At 38.7% G+C, this 15,266-nt stretch carries 10 protein-coding genes; 8 read left to right on the top strand and 2 right to left on the bottom strand.

From position 1 onward, the window contains the following. The first annotated feature begins 298 nt into the window (after nt 1-298). From proB to AC0L7T_RS20280, 7 genes are all read left to right on the top strand, one after another. The gene (gene proB, locus AC0L7T_RS20250) at nt 299-1,384 is read left to right on the top strand and encodes a glutamate 5-kinase (protein ID WP_473337935.1); all 1,086 of its coding nucleotides are present in this window, start codon (nt 299-301) and stop codon (nt 1,382-1,384) included. Between the two features lie 27 nt (nt 1,385-1,411). Next, nucleotides 1,412-2,662 carry a glutamate-5-semialdehyde dehydrogenase gene (locus AC0L7T_RS20255; protein WP_473337936.1) on the top strand — a complete coding sequence of 417 codons (1,251 nt, stop codon included), beginning with the start codon at nt 1,412-1,414 and terminating at the stop codon, nt 2,660-2,662. A gap of 548 nt (nt 2,663-3,210) precedes the next feature. Then, complete coding sequence (locus AC0L7T_RS20260) at nt 3,211-3,876, top strand: methyltransferase domain-containing protein (protein WP_473337937.1); 666 nt, start codon at nt 3,211-3,213, stop codon at nt 3,874-3,876. A gap of 533 nt (nt 3,877-4,409) precedes the next feature. Continuing rightward, nucleotides 4,410-5,078: a response regulator transcription factor gene (locus AC0L7T_RS20265; protein ID WP_473337939.1), complete on the top strand. Its 669-nt coding sequence runs from the start codon at nt 4,410-4,412 to the stop codon at nt 5,076-5,078. Further along, entirely contained in the window at nt 5,075-6,466 is a 1,392-nt protein-coding gene (locus AC0L7T_RS20270; RefSeq protein ID WP_473337941.1) for a sensor histidine kinase, read from the top strand. The genes AC0L7T_RS20265 and AC0L7T_RS20270 overlap by 4 nt, the downstream gene beginning before the upstream one ends. Before the next feature lie 329 nt (nt 6,467-6,795). Continuing rightward, on the top strand, nt 6,796-11,130 hold the full coding sequence (locus tag AC0L7T_RS20275; RefSeq protein ID WP_473337942.1) for a CusA/CzcA family heavy metal efflux RND transporter: 4,335 nt from the start codon (nt 6,796-6,798) through the stop codon (nt 11,128-11,130). Continuing rightward, entirely contained in the window at nt 11,127-12,293 is a 1,167-nt protein-coding gene (locus tag AC0L7T_RS20280) for an efflux RND transporter periplasmic adaptor subunit (RefSeq protein ID WP_473337944.1), read from the top strand. Before AC0L7T_RS20275 ends, AC0L7T_RS20280 begins: the two co-directional genes overlap by 4 nt. A 288-nt stretch (nt 12,294-12,581) precedes the next feature. Here the strand turns inward: AC0L7T_RS20280 and AC0L7T_RS20285 are convergent, their stop codons facing one another. Next, a complete protein-coding gene (locus AC0L7T_RS20285) occupies nt 12,582-13,154 on the bottom strand; it encodes a TlpA family protein disulfide reductase (protein ID WP_473337945.1) in 573 nt (190 codons plus the stop codon). Between the two features lie 116 nt (nt 13,155-13,270). Here AC0L7T_RS20285 and AC0L7T_RS20290 point away from each other — a divergent pair, with 116 nt between their 5' ends. Further along, nucleotides 13,271-13,714, top strand: coding sequence for a hypothetical protein (locus AC0L7T_RS20290; protein ID WP_473337946.1), 444 nt, complete (start codon nt 13,271-13,273; stop codon nt 13,712-13,714). A gap of 250 nt (nt 13,715-13,964) precedes the next feature. Here the strand turns inward: AC0L7T_RS20290 and AC0L7T_RS20295 are convergent, their stop codons facing one another. Beyond that, nucleotides 13,965-15,227 carry a replication-associated recombination protein A gene (locus tag AC0L7T_RS20295; protein WP_473337948.1) on the bottom strand — a complete coding sequence of 421 codons (1,263 nt, stop codon included), beginning with the start codon at nt 15,225-15,227 and terminating at the stop codon, nt 13,965-13,967. Between the last annotated feature and the right edge of the window lie 39 nt (nt 15,228-15,266).

Below are 15,266 nucleotides of genomic sequence, written 5' to 3' on the forward strand. Positions count from 1 at the left end.
CAAAGTAATCAATAAATACTTAATCCCGAAATATGCAGTAGACATTCTACGACCTGCTCAAATCACTTTAAAATCAATCAATCTTTGGTGTTTTCGATTTCACGAAAGCTTTACAAACTTAAAACCTTCAAACGACCTGATTGTCTTGTAATTGCAACTGGTCCCGAGAAGTTTTGACTAATCTTTTTACTAAATCCATACCAAATACCTTTGGTCAGCTTCGATAAATGAATTTTGATCATTAGTCTATTTAATGAATCTTACTAATTTTGCATTTATTCCACAATTCCCAAATACAATGAAGGATAAAACCAATACCATCGTCATCAAGATAGGTTCCAATGTGCTAACCATGGAAGATGGTAGTCCTGACCTAAACAGAATGGCAAGCCTGGTAGACCAAATGGTCTTCCTTTTGGAGAAAGGGGTGAAAGTGGTATTGGTCACATCAGGTGCTGTTGCATTTGGAAGAAAATCGTTGCCCCTAACCCCAAAAACCGATGCAATATCCAAAAAGCAGGTGTGGGCGGCCATCGGGCAAATAGAACTAATTCGACGCTATAAGGAATTGTTTTCCAAGTATGGACATCCTATTGCACAGTTAATGGTTACAAAGGAGGATTTTAGAGACCGGACGCATTATCTCAACATGAAAAATTGCCTCGATGGTTTGTTGAAAAACAATGTGGTCCCTGTAATTAACGAAAATGATGCCGTAGCCGTAACGGAATTGATGTTTACAGATAATGACGAACTTGCAGGATTGGTAGCAGCCATGATAGATGCGGATAGTTTGCTTCTGCTTACCAATGTGGATGGGATTTACAAAGGTCATCCTTCAGACCCTACCTCTGAGCTGATAACATTTGTAGGGCAGAAAATGCCTGATTTGAGCCAATATATCTCCACCCATAAATCCTCCTTCGGACGCGGAGGAATGCTTACAAAAATGACCATGGCAAAAAAATCTGCCAATCTTGGTATTGAAGTATTGATTGCCAATGGGAAAAAAGACAATGTGCTTATTGCCTATTACAACAAGGAACTTAATTGCACATACTTTGAACCAGGAAAATCTAAAGACAACCACAAAAAATGGATCGCTCATAGTGAAAATTACTCTAAAGGAGAAGTTACCATAAATGAAGGGGCTCAAAAAGCCTTGGTATCGGATAAAATAACCAGTTTATTGCCAGTCGGAATTTTATCCATTAAGGGGGAGTTTCTAAAAGGGGATATTATCCGGATAGTAGATCCTGTAGGAAACAGGCTTGGTCTTGGAAAAGCCGAATACAATGCAAAAACTGCCAATGAGAAAATTGGCCTTACTGGTCAAAAACCATTGGTACATTATGATTACCTTTATATTTCTGAATTAAACTGATACCTGCCGGTATAAACAATAGTAGTTATGGACAACCAGGAAAACATCTTTTCAAAAACACTGGAAGCAAGCAGAGGCCTCTCCCTTCTACCGGAAGATAAAATCAATAAAATTTTAGATGATTTGGCGATGGCTGCCATAAAATACACTCCGGAAATCCTCGATGCCAATCAGGAAGACCTGGACCGAATGAATCCCAATGACCCAAAATACGACCGTCTTAAATTGACTGAGGAAAGGTTGGAAGGGATTGCCAGCGACCTTATCAATGTGGCCAAACTGGACACCCCACTAGGGGAAATCATTTCTGACAAGATCCTTGCCAATGGACTGGAGTTAAAAAAAATACGGGTTCCAATTGGTGTGATAGGTATTATTTATGAATCCAGGCCAAATGTTACTTTCGACGTCTTTAGTCTTTGCCTGAAAACAGGAAATGCTTTGGTGCTTAAAGGGGGATCAGATGCTTATGCTTCCAATTCCTGCATTGTTGATGTGATTCATAAGGTGCTGAAAAAAAACAATGTCTCTACGGATATCGTAAGTCTTCTTCCTGCTGGCAGGGAGGCGACCAAAGCCTTGCTTCATGCGGTAGGTTTTGTAGACATGATCATTCCCCGGGGAAGCCAGGGGCTTATCGATTATGTTAGAGAGAACTCCAAAGTCCCTGTTATAGAAACCGGAGCAGGTATCGTGCATACATATTTTGACAAATCTGCGGACCTTAAAAAAGGCACTGAAATCATATTAAATGCCAAGACAAGAAGAGTAAGTGTCTGTAATGCCCTCGATTGTTTATTGGTGCACCAGAGCAGAATAGCAGACCTGGAAGCAATGACTTTGCCACTGGCAAAAAAAGAGGTAACCATCTTTGCAGATGAAAAAGCATACAAAGAATTGGAAGGAAAATATCCTGAAAACTTACTAAATCATGCGAAGGAGGAACATTTTGGTACGGAATTTCTTTCCATGACACTCGCGCTAAAAGTTGTAGCCGATATAGAAGAAGCACTGGAACATATATCAAAATACAGTAGTAAACACAGTGAAGCCATCATTGCTGAAGAGGAGAAAACCATTGACCATTTTCTGAGGGCAGTGGACGCTGCAGCCGTATATGCCAATGCTTCCACAGCATTTACAGATGGCGCTCAGTTTGGATTGGGTGCCGAAATTGGCATTAGTACGCAGAAACTACATGCCAGAGGCCCAATGGGATTGGAAGAAATGACTTCCTATAAATGGGTAATTAGAGGCAAAGGGCAAACAAGGGTTTAAAAAAGAGGAAGCCCATAGGTGAAAAGGAGATGAAAGTCAGCTATTTTTTTTGCAGGCAATAGCCTTTCCTTTTCACCATTGCTTTATCCTTCAATCCTATTTTTTTATTAAAAAAATCTCCTTTTGAACGCATCAAACAGTTAATTTCGAAGAAATTGGGTTTTTTCACCAATTACTCTACCTTTTTTCCATTCAACTTTCAATTAAGGGATACCACTTCGAAAAATTTTTAATAATAAACCTTTTTATCATTTTGGGTTTCCAGCCTATTAAAGAAGCCATTGTTCTTTAATTAATTGAAAGCTTCTTGTATAGGTTAATAAACGTATTTTTCGATTATGACTCAATTTTGTCACTTATTGTATAGAGAGAAAAACTACACGAATATTATAAACAACATTTAAAATCACATAGTTAAACACTTGTACTGATGTATATAAATTAATTTTATCTAAGTTTATACGTAATTAAAACCAAGGTTATCATTATTGAAAATAAACCAACATGCAATAAAGAGATAATCAATTTTTAAATTACGAACCATAAACATGAGGAAATTATTTAATTGGGCCTTTGATGTATCTTCTAATAGAAATTCTTTAGGGAACCAATTCCGACAAAAACGGATGATGTTTTTCAAGAATCAGTTGGAGAAATTGCCCAAACCTATAAAAATACTGGATGTTGGAGGGTATGAGGAATTCTGGATAAATGCAGGTTTAGATGATGTTCAAGGGATTCATATCACCATACTAAATCTAGATGCACGAGAAACTCACATTCGAAATTTCACTTCAGTGGATGGTGACGCCACCAATTTATCTAAGTATGGTGACAATACTTTTGATATTGCCTTTTCTAACTCAGTCATAGAACACCTGTACAACGGGAACCAACAGCGTAAAATGGCGCAGGAAGCAATGCGTGTTGGTAAATATTTTTACGTTCAAACCCCAAATAAATATTTCATAATAGAGCCTCATTATTTGTTGCCATTTTTTCAATTTCTGCCCAAAAAAACCAGGTACTTAATATTAACCAAAACCAAGTTAAGCAGGCTTCAAAGATGGACAAAGGAGGCTGCAAAACAGTACTTGGATGAGATATTACTACTGTCAAAAAAGGACATGCAAAATTTATTTCCGGGAAGCAGTTTGTGGGAGGAGAAGTTCTTGGGTATGACCAAGTCCTTTGTGGCCCATAATTTTAAATAAGAAATATCAATTAAGAGCTTATCATCAATAGGAAGCTGTAAAACCACACCAGTACATAAAATATTTTTTAGTTCATTCAACATCCGAACCAAGAAAAATTGACAACTCTTTATAGCTACCGAAAACCATAAATGATTCATTATTTTAGATAAATTATTTATAATAACAATTTATCGTTTCAAAATCACAATACTAATAAAAACTAAATCAATCTATTGTGATAACTTCAAAATATTGGAAGATAAAAGATCGGGAGTGTTATTACAAGCATCAAATCGAACAAAAATCTTGCTGATCAAAATAAAATTACCAGTCAAAAGGAGAATTGAAGCACTATTTGAAGACCAGTGAAAGATATTCTCAACCAGAATGGTTGTTCATAGGGTAAATTTTTATACTACCTTAATGGTTTTTTAAGGCAATCTTAAGAAAGATATTGTTTATTTGCTTTGTATTTGCACCATCCACTCCTGGCTGGTAAACTTTTAAAATGCGAATAAATGATTTGCCGTGATTTATAAACTTCATTATGCATGAGGATTTTAATAATTGAGGATGAACCTGGAATCTCAGGCTTTTTAAAGCAAGGCCTGGAAGAAGAAGCCTATGCTGTGGATGTGGCAGATAATGGAAAAACTGGATTGGAAATGGCGCTGGAGGGGTATTATGATATTCTTTTGGTGGATTGGATGGTACCGGGACTGAGTGGCATAGAGGTTACCAGGCAGTTCAGAAAAGAATATCCCACTACCCCCATTTTATTCATAACTGCCAAAGACACTTCGGATGAGGCCATATTTGCCTTGCAGGCCGGAGCGAATGATTATATCCGAAAACCATTTAATTTTGAAGAATTACTGGCCCGTATCAGGGTACAATTGAGACCTCAATCTGGGGATCAACTTTGTTTTACTTTAGGCCCTATTAGCTTATATACTGAAAATCACCGGGTAGAATCCAATGGGAAAGAAGTGGTTTTAACTCAAAAAGAATTTGCCCTCTTGGAATACCTTCTACGCCATAAAAACAAAGTTTGTAGAAGAAGCAGAATCATAGAAAGTGTATGGGACATCCATTTTGACTATGACACTGGAGTGATTGATGTATTTATCAATTCACTGCGAAAAAAACTCGGATTAAGTAAAGACAACAATTACATCCAGACCATTCGTGGTGTGGGCTATATGGCAAAGGAGGAATGAACAGGACTTACAAAAACAGGATATCGTTCAAATTAACCATGGCCTCTGCCCTGATGATCCTGGTTTCATTTATCCTTATCTATATGGTGGTAAAATCTACCGTTTTAGGTAATGTTGACAACAACCTTGAAAATGAAACGATTAAACATGGCAACCAGATAAAAATTGAAAACGGCCAAATAAAATTTGCACACAAAGGAGAATGGGAGGAGGAAGAGCACAATGAAATTAATTTCAATCCCATATTCATTGAAATAGTGGATAAGGACGGAAAGTCCATGGACAAATCACCCAATCTGGGTACCAACAACCTTAATTTCAAGCCCGGAATCACTTCCGAAAACAAAGGTTTTAACCTAAGCTTGAATGGAAAAGAAATAAGGCAGATGCAGGTGGAATTATTCACCAACAAAGAATTGTCAGGGTATCTTTTACTCGCAACGTCCTTTGAAGATTCAAAGCTTTTGCTTAACAACCTTAAAATCGTTCTTTTCCTGCTTTACCCTATAGTTTTGTTGTTCCTTTTCCTTACGTTAAGGTGGCTTGCTTCAAAAAGCATACAGCCCATCATCGACATCACACAAAAGGCCGAAATAATCACAAAAGACAACCTGAATGAAAGACTTCCTTCTCTCCGGTATAAGGATGAAATCAACAGTCTCTCCGTATCTATCAACCACCTTTTAGAGCGGGTAGAAAAAGGAGTCTTGAGGGAAAAACAATTCACTTCTGACGCTTCACATGAGTTGAGGACCCCATTGGCGATTTTAAAAGGAAATTTTGAGGTATTGATCCGAAAGCCAAGACCACAAGAAGAGTACGTGGAAAAAATAAAAGATGGCATTGTAATCATAGACAAATTAAATGCCATCCTCGATCAATTATTAACCCTTGCAAGACTTCAAAAAAACGCTTCTCAGGATGAAGAAGTGGATTTGATTTTTTTAGTGAAAGATATTTTAGCTTCTATTTGTGAACAAAACCCAAACCGGTCTATCCTACTTGAAAATAAGATCAATAAAAAGCTGTACATTAATACCAATGAGAAATCTACTGCCATCATCATTGAGAACCTGGTTCAAAATGCGATAAAATACTCTCCTATTGAGAAACCGATTAAATTGATTCTTGAGCAAGGAACAGATGGAATCCATTTACATATTGTAGATCAGGGTATAGGGATTTCTGATACTGATCTTACAAAAATTTACCAGCCCTTTTTTCGAGGAGGTAGCCATGAGTTAGGCCGTGTCAATGGAGCAGGTTTAGGGCTTTCCATTGTAAAAAAACTTTGTGATTTATATAAGATAAATATTTCTATACTAAGCGAAAAAGGGAAGGGAACCACTGTCGTGCTTCTTTTTCCTCCTGCAATTCTACATTCTTAATAAGGATAGCGGACTTTATCCCAGTTAGCAATCTAAAATTCGCCCTAAAAATAGTAATGTTTGTCTCAATTTTAACTGGAATGAATAGTAATTCTAAGTAGATCGGATCATTTGATAACCTAAACTCAGCACCAACAATATAAGAGAGAAAACGGCATTAATTGTGTTTTTGAAACGATTTCAGCGCGTATTAGGAAATCAATAACTTTATTATTTTGGAAACGGAATAAGCGAAACAATCACATTTTAAGCGAATCTTAAGAAAAGCTTGAGAAAAGACATGACATTGACTTTTTAACTTTAGGCAATAATTAAAATCCACCGTCCCAATGTTAGAGCGAATCATTAAATACAGCATTCAGCATAAATTGATCGTCCTTTTGTTTTCAGCAGCTGTCATTGCCTTTGGCGGTTATTCCCTTACTGAAATCCCAATTGGTGCTGTACCTGATATTACCAACAATCAGGTACAAATTATTACTACTTCCAGAAATCTTGCTACAGAAGATGTGGAGAAATTTTTGACCTATCCAATAGAGCTGGAGATGGCCAATTTACCCAATGTCGATGAAATTCGATCGGTGTCAAAATTTGGCTTGTCAGTAGTGACAGTGGTTTTTGACGATAAAATCGGGACTTATCTTCCAAGACAACTTATCGCTGAAAAAATCAATGCTGCAGAAGAGACAATCCCCCCTGGCTTTGGTCAGCCATTTATGGGCCCTATCACCACAGGTCTGGGAGAAATTTACCAATATGTTGTAGAAGTTGATTCGGCCTACAAAGACCAATACTCTCTAACAGAGGTAAGAACCATCCAAGACTGGATCATCAAACGCCAGCTTTCAGGAATTCCCGGTGTAATAGAAGTAAATACATGGGGAGGACATTTGAAACAATATGAAGTAGCCATCAACCCCGAAAAACTCAGAAGCCTTAACATTACAGTGGCACAAACATTTGCTGTTTTAGAAAAAAATAACAGCATTGCAGGAGGTGGCTATATAGAAAAAACGAATCAAGCCTATTTTATTAGAGGAGAAGGTCTGGCAAGTTCTATAGAAGACATTGAAAACATAGTAATTGAAAACCGAAATGGCGTACCAATTTTCATCAGAGATGTAGCTGAGGTAGGCTTTGGGAAAGCTACCAGATTTGGCGCAATTACTGGGAATGGTGAAGGGGAGAAAGTCTTGGGTCAGGTAATGATGCTAAAAGGAGCCAATTCTAAAGAAGTCATCAATGCCGTAAAAAAAAGGGTTGAAGAAATATCACCCGCACTCCCACCAGGTATCAGCATTAATCCATTTCTGGAAAGAAGTGAACTGATAAATAAAACCACTTATACCATAGCAGAAAACCTTATTCTGGGCTGCCTGATTGTGATTTTTGTAGTAGTTCTTTTATTAGGCAACCTGAGGTCTGGACTGGTGGTTGCCTCTGTTATACCAATGTGTTTGCTCTTTGCGCTATCACTCATGTATATTTTTGGGGTGGATGCCAATTTAATGAGTCTTGGAGCCATAGACTTTGGAATCATCATAGATGGAGCTGTAATCATAGTAGAGTTCATCGCCTTTAAGATCACTTCAGAAAGATCAAATCTATTGCATTTACCTAAAGCGGAAAGACAAAATAGAATTGATAAAATCACGCATATGGGTGCTTCCAAAATGATGCACTCCGCAATATTTGGACAGCTAATAATTATCATTGTATTTATCCCTATACTTTCACTAGTAGGTGTGGAAGGCAAAATGTTTCGGCCTATGGCATTGGTATTCTGCTTTGCATTGCTTGGAGCCATCATCCTCTGTTTCACCTACGTGCCCGTGATGGCATCCCTTTTCATAAAACCTACAGACCCTAACAAAAAAAACATCTCTTCCGGATTGATTACCTTTTTAGAAAACCGGTACAGACCTGCCATAGTCTGGGCCTTGAGACAAAAAAGAATAGTAATGGGAGTGGCTGTTGCATTATTGGTTTCGGCGATTGTCCTTTTCTCTCAAATGGGTGGTGAGTTTATACCCACTCTGGACGAAGGTGATTTTGTTATTCAACCTGTTCTCAAAACAGGTACTTCATTAACCAATACCATTGAGATCATTACAAGAATGGAAAAAATTCTTCAGGAATTTCCGGAGGTAGATCAGGTAGTTAGTAGAATTGGAGCAGCGGAAGTCCCTACTGACCCAATGTCCATGGAGGAAAGTGATGTTATTATCAAATTAATACCAAGGGATGAATGGGTGACCGCAGACAACAAAGATGATCTGGCCAACAAATTCAAGGAAGCCTTATCCGAGATAGCTGGAGTGGAGTACGAATTTACCCAACCTATTGAGATGCGTTTTAATGAACTCATAACGGGCGTTCGAGCCGATTTGGCGATTAAGATTTTCGGTGAAGATTTGGACATCCTCTATGAAAAAGGGCTGGAAGTAGGAAAAGCCATTCAAAATGTTGAGGGTGCAGTGGACATTACAGTGGAAAAGGTAGCAGGACTTCCACAAATGTCTGTGAAATATGATCGACTTAAGATTGCAAAGTATGGACTGAATGTAGAAGATCTCAACAATATCCTCACCATGGGATTCGCAGGTAAATCCGCCGGAACCATTTTTGAAGGAGAAAAGAGATTTGATTTGGTGATCCGCTATGATGAAAACCACCGCAAAGACATTGATAATATTGAATCAGCTTCTATTCAGTTGCCAAATGGCAATCAGTTGCCCCTACGGGAATTTGCCGAAATCACCTACACGAAAGGGCCAGCACAAATATCCAGAGACAATACCAAGAGGAGAATTGTAGTTGGCGTGAATGTAAGAAACAGAGATCTTGAATCGGTAGTGGAAGACGTACAAAATATAATAAAAAGCGAAATCGACCTCCCTATAGGATACACCATTGATTATGGAGGCCAATTTGAAAACCTTAGAACAGCTAAGAACCGACTAATGATTGCCGTGCCTATTGCATTGATACTCATATTTGTTTTACTTTATTTTGCTTTTAATTCAGTAAAAGAAGCCTTGCTTATTTACAGCGCCATTCCTATGGCTACTGTGGGAGGTGTTGCCCTTCTTTTTATTCGAGATATGCCCTTTAGCATTTCTGCTGGGGTGGGATTTATTGCACTTTTCGGTATTGCCGTTTTAAATGGCATTATACTGATAGAAGAGTTTAAAGAACTCAAAGCAAATGGGGTAAATGATATCAACCGGCGGATACTTTTAGGGACAAAAAATAGATTAAGACCCGTTTTGCTAACAGCAGCCACTGATGCCCTGGGATTTTTACCTATGGCAATTTCGACTGCTGCTGGTGCCGAGGTGCAAAGGCCTCTGGCAACTGTAGTGGTAGGTGGCCTCGTTACTTCTACCATTCTCACGCTAATTGTATTACCAATTCTCTATGCTATTTTCGATAGGAAAGGACCTTTTCCAAAAGTTAATATGCCTAAAACAGCCGTCACCTTCCTATTATTGCTTTCAATCCCTTTTGTGAGTCATGCGCAGGATCGCGAGATCAATGTGACCCAGGCAGTGGAGATTGCTGTACAAAACAATCTTGGTTTAAAGGCATCTACCCAAAGAATTGATCAAAGTGACCAATTGATAGGAAGTGCCATAGACATCAGCAAAACAGAATTATATTACAGCAAAGACCAGAACAATTTAGCGCCAAATGACCTAGCGCTCAATGTCTGGGGTATCCAACAGTCCCTTCAATTTCCAACAGTGTATGGAGCACAAAGAAAAGTAATGCAAGGGGAATCACAATTGGTGCGGGACCAATACGAGATGGACTTATACCTGGTGACCAAAGAGGTATCAAAAACCTATTATGAAATTGTCTATTGGCAGGAAATGCTGAAAAATTACATTTATTTGGACAGTTTGTACACCCAATTTCAGCATGCTGCCACCAGAAAATTTGATCAAGGCGAGTCAAACTATTTGGAAAAACTAACCGCTGATACCAAAAAGAAAGAAATTTCGCTGATGTTAAATCAAATAAGGGAAAGCATAAAAAAATCATCTATAGATTTAAATCAATGGCTTCAATCTGACACTAGCTTCATGGTTCAAAATGAGCGTCTTGAAAGGATTACATTAAGCCCTATTGACATGGAAGAACACCCTGCTATCAATTTCTATGCTGATGCCATGCACCTTTCCAGTTATAGGTATAACTTAGAAAAGCAAAAATTACTTCCTGATTTAAATCTGTCCCTCTTTCAGGGCATGAACAATGGGCCGGGAAGACAGACCTATTCAGGGTTTCATGTGGGAGTTGCTCTACCTCTATGGTTTGGGTACCAAAAGTCAAAAATAGCTGCTGCAAAAACAGCATCAAGAATAATAGAATCAGAGCGTAATAATTACAAGATACAGTTGATGTCGAGGTATGAGGTTTTGCTCTCCGACCTTAGGCAATTTGAGGAGGAATTAAATTATTATGAAGAAACAGGTAAGAAATTATCAGAAGAGACCTTGTTTCATGCTAATAGGGCGTATCAGAATGGGGAAATAAATTTTCTTCAATACACCCAATTTTTAGAGAATTCCAAAACCATTGAATCCAATTATCTCCATTCTCTTTTCCAATACAATAACACAGTTTTGGAAGCGAGCTACATAATGAATTTACAATGAAAAATAATCATACCATGAAAAATCATGCGCTAGTTTATATAACGATTGCTTCTCTCCTTCTCTTTGCATCTTGCTCCTCCCAGAAAGATGCGTCTGAAGAGAAAGAAACTGGTGCAGAAACTTTAAATGAGGGCACTTACCTACTGACTGCCAGTCAATTCAAATCCTCAGCTATGGAACTGGGGGAATTTGAGATGGCATCATTTCATCAAATTGTGAAAGCGATTGGGAGATTTGATGTGCCTCCGGAAAACAATGCTGCAGTGAGTTCCTATTTCGCCGGAACTGTAAAGGATATTCGTTTATTACCAGGTGAAAAAGTTAAAAAGGGGCAAAATCTTTTCACTTTGGAAAATCCTGAATTTGTGCAAATGCAGCAGGATTATTTAGAAGCAAAAGGGCAACTTACTTATCTGAAATCAGACTATGAAAGACAGAAAAACCTTGCACAGGACAATGTGACCTCTCAGAAAAACTATCTGAAGGCAGAGTCAGACTATATAGTGACAAAAGTCAAGGCAGAATCACTTGCCAAGAAATTACAGCTGATGAATATAGATCCAAAAACCTTAAGTTTGGAAAATATTCGCACCACCATACAAATAAACTCACCTATTGAAGGGTATGTGACTCAGGTGGATGCCATGAGAGGTAAATTTTTAAGCCCTTCAGAAACGGCCATTTCGATCGTAGATACAGATCACATGCACCTTGAATTGAATGTTTTCGAGAAGGACCTGGCAAAGATTCACAAAGGGCAGCCCATTGTGTTCAAAATACAGGAGGATGACAAGGAGTATGAAGCTTTCGTCTATTTGGTAAACAAAATAGTAGATCCTGAAAATCGAACCATTGGGATACATGGACATTTATCAGATGAAAAACTTGCTGAAAGATTTAACCCCGGAATGTATGTTGAAGCTGAAATTTACGCAACTACTGCAGACAGGTTATCCTTACCTCAAGGTGCTTTGGTTGATATTGAAGGGAAATATTTTGCATTGGTCCTCAAGCATTTTACTGAAAACGAATACATTTTTATGAAAAGAGAAGTGAAACCCGGATTGTTAAATGAGGGCAAGATCGAGATTTTAAATCATAAGGAATTCTCTGAAGACGCTCAGTTTTTGATAAAAGGAGCGTTTAATATCATTAAAGATTAAATACGATGCTTTCAATTATGTTTTAACCCTAGTTCGAAGACATGGGAAAGTGTAACACCTTGCTCCTAACCTAGGTCGAGATTTTGGCGATATTGTTGCAGAAAACAGGTAACTATACCGCCAAAATTATTTAATGTGCATTCACTGAGCCACTGGCTATACCCATGGCTTTGATAATACACCCCTTCTAGACTGAAAAATTGAGACAATGACCCCTGTTCTACAATGTTTACGCTAATTCTTTAAAAAGTTAGATGGTATTACAAACAATTTTTTACCCTAAAGTCCTCATAAATCCAAAAGGAAGTCCTGAAATTCCTGGGTGTTGAAATTGCTCATTCCTTCCTGATAAAAAACAATTTTACCTTCTGGACTTACCACCAAGGTGGTGGGTATCGCTTGACTTTGAAGGGATTGATTTAATCCATAAGCAGCATGGACAATAGGAAAAGAATACTCCTTGTCTTCCACCAGTTTTTTGCTTTTATTAAAATCATCGTCCAAGGCTATCATCAGGAATACCAAATCTTCCTCACTATTGACCTTGTCATACAAATCAGAGATATGTGGCATCTCTGCCCTACATGGAGGACACCAAGTGGCCCAAAGGTTAATAAAGATAGTTTTGCCCTTGTATTGGGATAACCCTACCCTGTCACCATTCATGTCAACAAACTGCCCGGCATAATCAAAGTCTTTCTTTTCTTTGTTCTCCAATAAAACCTTAGGCTTTATCAAGCCTGTATACAATACCATAGATTGAAGCCCGCCCACTATTGGCGTAATGAGGCCAGTAAAATATAAGACGCCAAATATCCCCAACATTATCCCCCAACTTTTTATTTCTTTTCTCCAATTCATAGGTATCAATTTTATGTAAAGGTAAAACCTGTTTTTTTAGTAATTGGTGACAATTCTCACCTTTAAAATTACCGAAACAATTAGGACTTGCTTACCTTTGTTCTAAAACGAACCCAATGAAAACAAAGTTATCGATTACCGCTTTTTTTGCCATTTTATTTATGTTTAGTGCATTCAAAGGAAATGCGCAAGTGCATGTTGGCCTCTATCACGAAGGAATTCTCAGCCATATAGGCGTAGGTACAGATCCAGAAAAGAAAATATTCGGTGAAGCCCGTGTGCTTGCAGGTGGAGTTATAAACCCATTCCTAGGAGTAGAGGCTTTGGGACATTATAACTTTCGCCAAACCGATTGGTATAACCTGCATGGTGGAGTCATGTTGGGATACACAGAGATCACAGATGTGCAGGCTGGAATACCATTGGGCTTAAGTTTTAAGCCTATAGCCAATCACCGTCAGTTTTCCTTATTACTGGAGGGAACACCCATGTATGATTCTTCTGAAGTCACTTTCAGGGCATTGATAGGATTGCGCTATACCTTGAGCAAGGAATACTGAAAGGTACTGTGCTAATTTTAAGACTTGGGAAAAATGTAATGAAACGTTACGAAGGTGGAGATTTTGTCAGCATTGTTGCAGGTAAAAAGCAACAATACCGCCAAAATCATTAAACGTTCAATTACTAATCCACGGGCTCACACCCGTGGCTATAATATTACGCCCCTTTAGGGCTAAAGAAATAGCAATGAAGTTACTGACTTCAAATTGATACCGTCGGTTAACAGAAGATCTATTTCATATTTAGGGATTAATACCCGTATTTCTTTCCCCAAAGTTTTTGAAGGTTTTTCCTCAAATCATTCTCTCTGGCATTGGCACCAGGATCATATAGCTTGGTGCCTTTGATTTTGTCCGGAAGGAATTCCTGAAGCGCAAAATTATTCTCATAATCGTGTGAATACTTATACGCTTTCCCGTAGTTCAAGTCTTTCATCAGCTTGGTAGGGGCATTGCGCAGGTGAAGTGGGACAGGAAGGTCTCCTTCCTGTTTCACGATTGCCTGGGCCGTATTGATGGCCATATAACTTGCATTGCTTTTAGCGGAGGAAGCCAAATAAGTAACACATTGAGACAAGATAATTCGGGATTCGGGATAGCCGATTACATTTACCGCCTGAAAGCAATTGGTAGCGAGCAAAAGTGCATTTGGATTGGCATTGCCAATGTCCTCAGAAGCTAAGATAAGAAGCCGCCTTGCGATGAACTTTACATCCTCTCCCCCTTCTATCATTCTGGCCAACCAATAAACAGCCGCATTGGGATCAGACCCTCTGATAGATTTTATAAATGCCGAAATGATGTCATAATGTTGCTCTCCTGATTTGTCATATAGGGCCACTTTCTGTTGGGCTACCTGCATGACCATGTCATTTTCAATCACGATTTCGTCCTCCTTAAAACTGTCTATGACAATTTCAAGTAGGTTAAGCAACTTTCTACCATCCCCTCCTGATATGCGAAGCAAGGCGTCAGTCTCTTTGAGAACAACCTTTTTTTTCTTTAGTACAATGTCTTTTTCCAATGCCTGAAGCATCATGGCTTCAAGTTCCTCTCTGCCCAAGGGGTTGAGTGTGAAAATCTGACACCTGGAGAGCAAAGCAGCGTTGACCTCAAAGGAAGGGTTTTCTGTGGTAGCGCCAATAAGTCTGATCACTCCTTTTTCCACCGCTCCCAACAAAGCATCCTGTTGCGATTTATTGAACCGATGGATTTCATCAATAAATAGCACTACCCCAAGCTGGTATTTGGCTTTTTGGATCACTTCCCTTATGTCCTTTACCCCCGAACTGACCGCACTAAGGGTATAAAAAGGGGCCTTTACCTCATTGGCGATGATATTGGCTATGGTCGTTTTGCCCACACCGGGAGGTCCCCACAAGATCAATGAGGGAATAGAACCCGATTTGATGGCCTTGTGAAGGAAAGTATTGGGTCCAGACAAATGTTCCTGCCCGATCAATTGATCCAATGTTGTGGGGCGCATCCTTTCTGCCAAAGGGGTCTGTTCCATAATGTTTATTTTCTAAATATTAAGTGTAGTATTTATACA

This window comes from Cyclobacterium sp. 10D3-21, from assembly GCF_055809755.1.